General features: G+C 68.4%; 9 protein-coding genes and 1 pseudogene. 3 read left to right on the forward strand and 7 right to left on the reverse strand.

The genetic code is table 11. The annotated features are described in order from the left end of the window. Positions 1-129: pseudogene (locus A5711_RS25930) on the forward strand (CbiX/SirB N-terminal domain-containing protein); the annotation flags it as partial. A gap of 103 nt (positions 130-232) precedes the next feature. Here the strand turns inward: A5711_RS25930 and A5711_RS03005 are convergent. The 6 genes from A5711_RS03005 to A5711_RS03030 all read right to left on the reverse strand — a co-directional run bounded on the left by A5711_RS03005 (position 233) and on the right by A5711_RS03030 (position 6,612). Continuing rightward, on the reverse strand, positions 233-1,384 hold the full coding sequence (locus A5711_RS03005) for a uroporphyrinogen-III synthase (RefSeq protein WP_067943929.1): 1,152 nt from the start codon (positions 1,382-1,384) through the stop codon (positions 233-235). Positions 1,385-1,461: 77 nt separating this feature from the next. Beyond that, complete coding sequence (locus tag A5711_RS03010) at positions 1,462-2,859, reverse strand: NarK/NasA family nitrate transporter (protein ID WP_067943931.1); 1,398 nt, start codon at positions 2,857-2,859, stop codon at positions 1,462-1,464. A gap of 394 nt (positions 2,860-3,253) precedes the next feature. Continuing rightward, the gene (locus A5711_RS03015; protein WP_067943933.1) at positions 3,254-4,171 is read right to left on the reverse strand and encodes a 5-oxoprolinase/urea amidolyase family protein; all 918 of its coding nucleotides are present in this window, start codon (positions 4,169-4,171) and stop codon (positions 3,254-3,256) included. Between the two features lie 15 nt (positions 4,172-4,186). After that, the gene (locus A5711_RS03020; RefSeq protein ID WP_067943935.1) at positions 4,187-4,861 is read right to left on the reverse strand and encodes an allophanate hydrolase subunit 1; all 675 of its coding nucleotides are present in this window, start codon (positions 4,859-4,861) and stop codon (positions 4,187-4,189) included. 112 nt (positions 4,862-4,973) lie between these two features. Next, complete coding sequence (locus A5711_RS03025) at positions 4,974-5,972, reverse strand: ABC transporter substrate-binding protein (protein ID WP_067943937.1); 999 nt, start codon at positions 5,970-5,972, stop codon at positions 4,974-4,976. 55 nt (positions 5,973-6,027) lie between these two features. After that, positions 6,028-6,612 (reverse strand): TetR family transcriptional regulator, encoded by a 585-nt coding sequence (locus tag A5711_RS03030; RefSeq protein WP_067943939.1) that lies wholly within the window; start codon positions 6,610-6,612, stop codon positions 6,028-6,030. A gap of 167 nt (positions 6,613-6,779) precedes the next feature. Here A5711_RS03030 and A5711_RS03035 point away from each other — a divergent pair, with 167 nt between their 5' ends. Next, positions 6,780-8,168, forward strand: a complete 1,389-nt coding sequence (locus A5711_RS03035; protein WP_156673280.1) for an MFS transporter — start codon at positions 6,780-6,782, stop codon at positions 8,166-8,168. A gap of 8 nt (positions 8,169-8,176) precedes the next feature. Here the strand turns inward: A5711_RS03035 and A5711_RS03040 are convergent, their stop codons facing one another. Further along, the gene (locus A5711_RS03040; RefSeq protein WP_156744756.1) at positions 8,177-9,427 is read right to left on the reverse strand and encodes a DNA polymerase domain-containing protein; all 1,251 of its coding nucleotides are present in this window, start codon (positions 9,425-9,427) and stop codon (positions 8,177-8,179) included. A 58-nt stretch (positions 9,428-9,485) separates the two neighbouring features. On the opposite strand from A5711_RS03040, the gene A5711_RS03045 reads away from it, so the two are divergent. Beyond that, positions 9,486-9,952, forward strand: a 467-nt coding sequence (locus A5711_RS03045) for an AMP-binding protein (RefSeq protein WP_156744758.1), incomplete at its 3' end; no start/stop codon positions are given.

The following is a 9,952-nucleotide window of genomic DNA, read 5'->3' on the forward strand; positions in this document are numbered from 1 at the left end:
GGCACTCGCAGGCCCGAGGGTGTGGCGATGGTCGAAGAGCTTGCCGCGCAAGCCAGTTCGCTTGCGGGCCGGCCGGTGGAGGTCGCGTTCGTCGACGTGCTGGGCCCCACCCCCAGCGAGGTGCTGTCGCGGGCGAGGGCGACCGGCCGGCCCGCAAGCGAACTGGCTTGCGCGGCAAGCTCTTCGACCATCGCCACACCCTCGGGCCTGCGAGTGCCGTGCGCGACCATGATCAGCGCCATGGGGAATCCGCCCGCTGCTCGGTCGCGAGCCGGTATCCACGCTTGACCACCGTCGCGATGATGTTCTTGTCTCCCAGAGCCGTTCGCAGCCGCAGCACGGCCGTGTCGACGGCGTGCGGGTCGTTGCTGTTGCCGGGCAGCGCGCGTAGCAGGTCACCGCGGGCGACGACGTCGCCGGGGCGTTTCGCCAGCGCGCGCAATATCCCCATGCCGGACGGGGACAGCACCTTGATCGAGCCGTCCACCAGCACACACGTGCCCCGAATATCGAGCGTGTGGCCGGCGGCGTCCACCGTGCACGAGCCGAGCAACGGTAGCTCTTCGGCGATATGACGGGCCAAGGCGCCCAAACGCATTCGTTCCGGCGATGACGTCGGCACGCCTTTGCGGATCAACGGCTTGGAGGTGACCGGGCCGACGCACATCGCGTGCACGTCGCTGCGCAGGGCGCCCAGCACCTGGTCTTCGATGTCCAGCTCACGGCTGCGCTCCAGCACCGCCGCGGCCGCGGGCGCCGACGTGAAGGTGACCGCGTCGAACTGCCGTCCCGCGACCCCGGTCACCAGCTGATCGAACGTGCCGCCCAACGGCGTTGGCTTCCACCGGTACACCCGGACGGGCACCACCTCGGCACCCGCCAGGCGCAAGCCACCGAGGAATTCCGGGAAGGGATCCCACGCGTCGGCGGCGCCGTGCAACTGGACCGCAACCCGCAGTCCGGCCACCCCCGAGTTGAGCAGGTATTCCAGCACCTCCTGCGAGGACTCGGAGTCCGGCGACCACTCCTCGTGCAGGCCGGCGGCGCGCAGCGCGCCGGTCGCCTTCGGTCCGCGCGAGACGACCCGGGCCGACGACAGCGCGGCGATGAGCTGGTTCACCAGCCCCCATCCCTCGGCCGCGGCGAGCCAGCCGCGGAACCCGATGCCGGTGTGAGCGACCAGGATGTCGGGCGGATCGGCGATCAATGCCTCGGTGTTACGGTGCAGTTCGTCGTCGTCGGGCAGCGCGATCATGTTGATTGCGGGTGCGCTGCACACCTCGGCGCCCTGTCGGCTGAGCAGCGCGCACAGCTCCTCGGAGCGCCGAGCGGAGGTCACCGCGATGCGATAACCCGTCAGCGGCGGGGAGTCGGGCCGGGCCATATCACCTGTGTATGCCTGTCAGATTTCCGTTGCGTTACCCGGCAATTGCTTGCGCATTGCCCACAGTGAGGGCGCCCTCACACGCGTGCCAGCGCGTCTGCCGTCTCACCGTCCGCCGCCTCGGCGGGCAGCGCCGGCCGCCGTACGTACACCGTCCACGTGATGATCGCCGCCACGACGTAGGAGGCGAGGAACGCCACATATGCCGACGTCTCCGTCCCGGTGGCCAGGTAGGACTGGCGCAGCGCGAGGTTGATGCCCACGCCGCCGAGTGCGCCCACCGCGGAGCAGACGCCGATCAACGATCCGGACTTGGCGCGCGCCCAGTGGCGCCGCTCCTGCTCGCCCATCTGGAGGGCGCGGCTGCGCGCCTCATAGACCGAGGGGATCAGCTTGAACACCGATCCGTTGCCCATCCCGGACAGGATGAACAGCACCATGAAGCCGACGACGTAGCCGATCATGCTGGTCGAGCGCGCCCCGGCATTGTGGTCGTCGAAAGTGCTGATGATGACGAGCAATCCGGCGCCCAGGGTCATCCCGGCGAGCACGCCGAGCGTGACCCTGCTGCCGCCCTTGCGGTCGGCCAGCCGGCCACCGTAGATGCGCGCCAGCGAGCCGAGCAGCGGTCCGACGAAGGCCACCTGCGCGGCGTGCAGCGCCGCGTGCTTGGCGCTTTCGCCGTTGGCCAGGAAGTTGACCTGCATCACCTGACCGAAGGCGAACGAGAACCCGATCCAGGAGCCGAAGGTGCAGATGTAGAGCAGGGAGATCACGTAGGTGTCGCGCTCGGCCAGGATCGAGCGCATCGTGTTCAGCTGCGTGCCGTGACCGACGTTGTCCATGAACAGCACGGCCGCGATTCCCACGATCGCCAGCACCACCAGGTACACCGCGCAGACCCAGTACGGCGCCTCGTGTCCGGCCGTGGCGAGCACCAGCAGGCCGACCAGCTGGATCACCGCCACCCCGAGGTTCCCCACGCCGGCGTTGACGGCCAGCGCCGAGCCCTTGAGCCGCTGAGGATAAAAGGCGTTCACGTTGGCCAGCGAAGCCGCGTAGTTGCCGCCGCCCAGCCCGGTCAGCGCGGCGCACACCACGAAAGGCCACAGCGGCAATCCGGGGTTGGCGAGCAGCACGATGGTGCCGGCCGTCGGGATCAGCAGCACGAACGCCGAGAAGGCGGTCCAGTTGCGACCACCGAAGGCTGCAATGCCCAGGGTGTAGGGAATCCGGGCCAGGCCGCCGACCAGGGTGGCGACGGCGCCCAGCAGCAGCTTGTCGCCGGCGGAGAAGCCGTAGACGTGCGCGGGCATGAACAGCGCCATGACGGGCCACAGCGTCCAGATCGAGAAGGCGACGTGGTCGCCCGCGATGGTGCACAACAGATTGCGGCGCGCGATCTTCTTGTTGCCGGCCTCCCAGGCCGCCGTGTCTTCTGGATTCCAGTCCGCGATGTGGTGATTGCGGGCCATCCGAGTGTCGCCTTTCGTCACGGGGCGGTGCTCACTTCCGGCCGACTGTCGTTGAATCCGGTTGTGCGCCTTGGGATGGCGAGAGCAGGCCGACCGGAGCCGTGTCGATGACACTGCGCGAGGTGGCGTGCATAAGATTCCCTCTCGTCAGGCCCCATTCAGCCGCACAACGGGAAGAAGAGTGGGCGCCCCGAATGAAGAGGGATGCCCCGCCGTGCATTTCGATGCTCACATTCGAGACACGGTTGGGTCAACTCAATCCGGCCCGAATCGGCTGTAAGTTGATTACCAGTTGTCTGGTAAAACCCTGTAGGCCGCAAACACCGAAATGGCCGCCCGTTTCAAGTGATTCGGGCCGATCCCGCGATTCTATGTGAGCTGGAATACATTCCGGCTAGGAAAACGGCAAGACCGCGACGCCGGACTGAGGCTGGGCGCCCACCAGAACCCTCGGGCGTGACCAGTGCAGGCGCACCGACTGTCCGGGGCGCACCTGGGCGATTTTGTCGATGTCCTCGTCGACCACCACGCCCACCACCGGGTAGCCGCCGGTTACCGGGTGGTCGGGCCCGAGGATTACCGGTAAACCGTTGGGCGGCACCTGAATCGCGCCGCGGGTGGTGCCCTCGCTGGGCAGCTGGCGGTCCGGGTAGCGGTACTGCAGGGGGCGGCCGACCAACCGCATTCCCACGCGATCGCTGCGATCGGATGCCACCCAATCGTTGTGCACCAGGACATCGGGGTCGACGAACCAATCGTCGCGCGGCCCGGGCACCACCGCCAGCTCGACCGTGTTGCCGGTGATCGCCGCCACCGGCGCCTGATCGAGTTCGGGGTAGTCGGGGGTGTGCTGGCCGACCGGGAGCTGATCGCCCGCCCGCAGCGGCGACGGGCCGATGGCCGACATCACGTCGTAACTGCGCGAGCCGAGCACGGGCTCCACGGCGAACCCGCCCCGCACCGCCAGGTACGTCCGCAGCCCGGCGCGGGGAGTGCCCAGGGTGATCGTTTGGCCATCGCGAACGTGCTGAATACTGTTGGTGCCGAACTCAATTCCGTTGACGGTCGGGTTGGCGTCGGCTCCCGTCACGGCGATGTCGATGTCGCCGCCCCGGACCCTTGCCGCGAAACCGCCGAACGTCACCTCGACGGTCGCGCGGTCATCGGGGTTGGCCACCAGGCGGTTGGCCAACTGGTGTGCGCGACGGTCGGCGGCCCCGGACCGGCTCACGCCGAGGTGGGCGAGTCCGGGCCGGCCCAGGTCCTGGACGACGGCGAGCGGTCCGGTGCGAAGAACCTCCAGGGTGCTCACGGCGATCTCCTTAACTCAGACGGCCCGGAACTGAACCCACATGCCCTGCGTCAGCAGCGCCGGCTCGGGCCGTTCGAGGTCCCACAGGACCGCGTCGGTGCGGCCGATCAGTTGCCAGCCGCCGGGCGACTGGCGCGGGTATATCGCGCTGAATTCACCGGCGAGGCCGACCGAGCCGGCGGGCACCGAGGTGCGTGGCTCGCCACGGCGCGGCACCCTAAGGCGGGCGTCACCGTCGACCAGGTACGCGAAACCCGGGGCGAACCCGCTGAATCCGACCCGCCACAGCGAACCGGTGTGTGCGTCGATCACCTGCGGGATGGTCAGCCCGGTGTGGCCGGCGACCTCCGCGAGGTCCGGGCCGTCGTAGACGACGTCGATGACCACATCGGCACGGCGATCCGGCGCGGCGAGCTCCTCGGCGGTGACGCGCATCTTGCGCAGCCGCTGGCGGATCACCCCTTGGCGGCGGGGACCGTCCAGCTTCACCAGAACCGTGCGGGCGGCCGGGACGACGTCGACGACGCCGGGCAACGCCTCGGCGCGCAAATGCGCCGCCCACGCCAATACCTCGGCGGTGCTGCCGCATTGCAGCATCAGCGCGTTGTCGCCGAAGTCCAGAACCGTGTTGCCGACCAGCTCCGTCGGCAGGCCCTTGGACACGTTGTCGGTAAGGTCCGTCACGCTCATTACTCGACGGTAACCTCCCCATCGCCGACCGGGCGAGGGGCGAGCGACGGATTTTCGAACACTGCCAGAGCTGCCTTAGCAAACACTCAAACGCCGCTGGCGCGCACGCGATCTAACCGAGGATTTTGCCCAGTTGCGGGGGGAGTTGGTCGGCGACCAAGGGGTAGCTCAGCGGCGAGGAAAAGGCGATCGCGCCGGCCTGCTCCTTGGTGGTGAAGATGTGCCGGTTCTGCGCGGTGGCCTGGGAGGCCGCCACGTCGGGGTCGGCGAGCAATGCCTTTTGGTCGTCGGGGTTCTCGGTTGTCCAGATGACCACATCGGCGGAATCGAGCACCGCCCTGACGTGATCGCGCGGGATGACGGCGCGGTGGTCGGTGCCGAACGGTTTGATGCTGTCGGCGATCACCAGCCCCATCTGGTTCAGGAAGTCGGTGCGCCAGCCGGCCATGGTCGCGACGACGGTGCCCTGCCAGAGCGTGCCCTGCATCAGCAACGCCTTCTTGCCGGTCCAGGCCGGGTGTTCCTTGGCGACGGCGGTGAATTTCTGGTCTACGGCGGCGATCAGCGACTTCATCTGGTCGGCCTGGAAGACCGCCTGGCCGATGGCGGTGGCCTGCTCCTTCCACGGTTCGAAGAAGGCGTCGCCGTCCGACTGCGGCAGGGTCGGTGCGATCGCGGAGAGCTTCTGATAGGTGTCGGCGTCCACGCCCGCGTTGGTGGCCACGATCAAATCCGGTTTGAGGCCCGCGATCTGGTCGACCGGAATCCCGTTGTCGAGGTTCAGCACCACCGGCTGCGCCCCGCCGAGCCTGGGCTGGGCCCACGGCCACACCGCGAACGGCTGGTCACCGAACCAGTTGGTCACCGCGATCGGCACCACGCCGACCGCGAGCAGGTCGTCCTGCTCGGTATAGCCGGCACTGACCACGCGCTTGGGGGGTTCCTTGACCACGGTCTGCCCGAACAGGTGGTTGATGGTCACCGATTTGCCGCCGGAGGCATCGGACGACGGTTTGCCCGACGAGCACGCCGCCGGGGCCCCGGCGGCCGCGGCGACCGTCGCAGCCCCTGCGAGCTGCAAGAATCCCCGTCGATTCCAACCCTGACGCATCGCGTGAGATTATCGCGTTCCCTGCCCGCCGGGGCATCGCCGCGCGGTTGCGCGCTCAGCCCAGCGGCATGCCGGCGTCCAGGAAGTCCAGCGCCCGATAGATGGTTTCGGCCGTTTTCGGCGCGCTGTCGAACGCCGCCATCATGGCCCCGACCATCGCGCCGACGTACACGCGGACCTCGAAATCGGTTGCGTCACGGCCGATCCGGCGACCGATGGCCTCCGCCATGACGTTCACGGTGCGGTAGTACTCGTCGTAGAGGGCGGCCTTGAGCTCGGGTATCGAGAAGATCAGCCGCTGACGGGTGTTCTCGAACTCCAATTGCTCGGGCGATAGACCGGCCATCGTCGTGGCGTAGGCGCGGCGGATGGCTTGGCTCGGCGACAGCTCCGGCGGCTGGGCTTCGAACGCGGCAAGGATCAGCGGATCGAGGTCGTCGGCCAGCAGCAGCGACTCCTTGGATCCGAAGTACCGGAAGAACGTGCTGGGTGACACATCCGCGGCGTCGGCGATCTGTTCGACGGTGGTGGCGCCGTAGCCGTTCGCGTCGAACAACCGCAACGCCTCGCGGCGGAGGGCATGGCGGGTCTTGATCTTCTTGCGTTCCCGCAGCCCGAGGGGCTGGTCAGTCGCCTGCATGGGGCGATTCTCCCGCATTTCGGGTGCGAAAAGGTCCGACAAAGTTGTTACAGCGGCCCAGGGGCCGTTGCGAGATCCACGTATCTCCGGCGTAACTGTGGCCACGCGGCCCGGTAACAGTCCTTTCCTAACGTCGGGGCGTGACTACCACGACCTCTGAAGATCAGATCGCCCCGGTCCTGGCGCCCGCGCCTCCTCGCCCGCGCCACCGGGGCGGGCACTGGATCGACGACTGGCGGCCCGAAGACCCCGCGTTCTGGGAGACGACCGGCAAGCCGATCGCCCGCCGCAACCTGATCTTCTCGATCTTCGCTGAGCACGTCGGATTCAGCGTGTGGATGCTGTGGAGCATCGTGGTGGTCCAGATGACCGCGGGACCCCACGGGCATCCGTCCGCGTCCGGCTGGGCGCTGACGGCCAGCCAGGCGCTGTGCCTGGTCGCCGTCCCGAGCGGGGTCGGCGCCTTCCTGCGCCTGCCGTACACCTTCGCGGTCCCGCTCTTCGGCGGTCGCAACTGGACGACGATCTCGGCCGCGTTGTTGCTGATCCCGTGCGTGCTGCTGGCCTGGGCGGTCAGCCATCCCGGCCTCTCGTTCGGCGTCCTGGTGGCGGTCGCCGCGACCGCAGGCTTCGGTGGCGGCAACTTCGCCTCGTCGATGGCCAACATCTCGTTCTTCTACCCGGAGAAGGACAAGGGCTGGGCGCTGGGCCTCAACGCGGCCGGCGGCAACATCGGCGTCGCGGTGGTGCAGAAGATCATCCCGCCCATCGTCGTCGCCGGCGGCGGGGTGGCGCTGGCGCGCGCCGGCCTGTTCTACGTGCCGCTGGCCGTGGCGGCCGCGGTGTGCGCGTTTCTCTTCATGAACAACCTGTCCGAGGCGAAGGCGGACGTGCGGCCGGTCTGGCAGTCGCTGCGGCATCCCGACACCTGGGTCATGTCGCTGCTCTACATCGGCACGTTCGGCTCGTTCATCGGCTACTCGGCGGCCTTCCCGACCCTGCTCAAGACGGTGTTCGGTCGGGGTGACATCGCTTTGACCTGGGCATTCCTCGGTGCGGCGATCGGCTCGGTCATCCGGCCCCTCGGCGGCAGACTCGCCGACCGGATCGGCGGCGCGCGGATCACCGCGGTCAGCTTCGTCATGCTCGCCGCGGGCGCCACGGCGGCGCTGTGGTCGGTCAACGCCAAGAATCTGCCGCTGTTCTTCGCCAGCTTCATGTTCTTGTTCGTCGCGACCGGCATCGGCAACGGTTCGACCTACCGGATGATCTCGAGGATCTTCGCGATCAAGGGGCAGCTCGCCGGCGGCGATCCCGACACCATGGCGCACATGCGGCGCCAGGCCGCCGGCGCCCTGGGCGTGATCTCGTCGATCGGCGCCTTCGGCGGTTTCGTCGTGCCGCTGGCGTACGCCTGGTCGAAATCACACTTCGGCAGCATCGAACCCGCGCTGCGGTTCTACGTGGGCTTCTTCCTGGCCCTGCTGGTGGTCACCTGGTACTGCTACCTGCGAAAGGGCAACGCCTACCACGCGCTGGCACGGGCCGGGGTGTAACCCGCCCTTCAGCTCGACGGCTTCTGCTTACCGCCGTAACCCTCCCAGGGGCTGTAGTCGGCGATCAGTTCCTCCTGCGGAGGTCGCTGGTCAACCGGCACATGCTGCAGGTTGATCCGGATCCGATACCAGATCGAACTCGGGCCCCGCATGCCGTCGACCAGGACGTCGACCGGTTGCAACAGGCGAGACGCGTCCGGGTGGCGGTCGCGCCAGGTGTCCAGCGCGGCCAGCGCCTCGTCCTTGGTCTTGGTGCGGGCGATCTCGATAAGCGGCATCACCGACCGGCGCCGGCCGTCGGACGTGCCCGATCCCTTCGGCGCGCGCTCGGGGGGACCCATCTCCTCGGCCAGCACCAGCAGCCGGTCGAGCTCGCCGACCGCGTCGTCCATCCCCGCCCACGGGTCACCCATCGCGGCGAACCGGCCGGGCACGGTGTCGATGGTGAATTCCTCGGGAAGGCGCTCGGTGACTTCGTCCCACAGCAGCGGCGTCGACACCCGGGCGTCCGGAGTCGCCCGCACCGAGTACGCCGACGCGACCGTGCGGTCCTTGGCGTTCTGGTTGAAGTCGACGAACACCCCTTCGCGTTCTTCCTTCCACCACCGGCTGGTCGCCGCGTCGGGCGCCCGCCGCTCGACCTCGCGGGCCACGGTCTGGGCGGCCAGCCGCACCTGCCGGAATTCCCAGCGGGGGGCGATCCGCGCGTAGATGTGAAAACCGCGGCTCCCGGAAGTCTTCGGCCACGCGGTCAGGCCGTAGTCCTCCAGCACCTCGCGGGCCACCAGCGCGACGTCGACGATCCGCCGCCAGGGGACCCCGGGCATCGGATCCAGGTCGACCCGCAGTTCGTCGGGATGGTCGAGGTCGTCGGCCAGCACCGGGTGCGGGTTGAGGTCGACGCAGCCCAAGTTGACCGCCCATGCCAGGCCGGCGGCGTCGTGGATGACGGCCTCGGCGGCCGAAGTGCCCCGCGCGTAGCGCAATTCGGCGACGTCCACCCAGTCGGGCCGATTCTTCGGCGCGCGCTTCTGAAACACCGCTTCCTCGGAAATCCCCTTGACGAAGCGCTTGAGGATCATCGGCCGGCCGGCAACGCCGCGCAGCGCCCCCTCGGCCACAGACAGGTAGTAGCGGACCAGGTCGAGTTTGGTGTGCGGCCCCGCGCCGCCGTGGGCTTCGAACACCACCTTGTCCGGGTGGGTGATCGTGACCTGACGCCCGGCCACCTCGAGCGAAACCGGACCCATGTTCATCATCGTAAGTCGGTGGGTACTTACCCCTCGGAATGCGACGGACGTCACATAGGGTGGATGGATGCCTAATCTGATTGGCCTGCCCGGGCAGGCGGTTGCCAAGGTTCAGCAGTACCTGGAACGTGGCTCGGCTGAATTGCACTACGTGCGCAAGATCTTCGAGGCGGGCGCCTTCCGGCTGGAACCGCCGCAGAACTACGCCGCGATGGCGAACGACATCTACAAGTGGGGCGAGTTCGGCATGCTGCCGTCGCTGAACGCCCGACGCCACCCCGACCGCGCGGCGTGCATCGACGAAGACGGCGAGTTCTCCTTCAAGGAGCTCGACGACGCGGCCCACGCGGTGGCCAACGGCCTGCTCGAGATGGGCGTCAAGGGCGGCGACGGGGTCGCGATCCTCGCGCGCAACACCCGTTGGTTCCTCATCGCGTACTTCGGCGCCGCCCGGGTCGGCGCCCGCATCATCCTGCTCAACAGCGAGTTCTCCGGCCCGCAAATCAAAGAGGTGGCCGAACGCGAGGGCGCCAA

The sequence above is a fragment of the Mycobacterium sp. E2238 genome, assembly GCF_001672665.1.
Taxonomy (GTDB): domain Bacteria; phylum Actinomycetota; class Actinomycetes; order Mycobacteriales; family Mycobacteriaceae; genus Mycobacterium.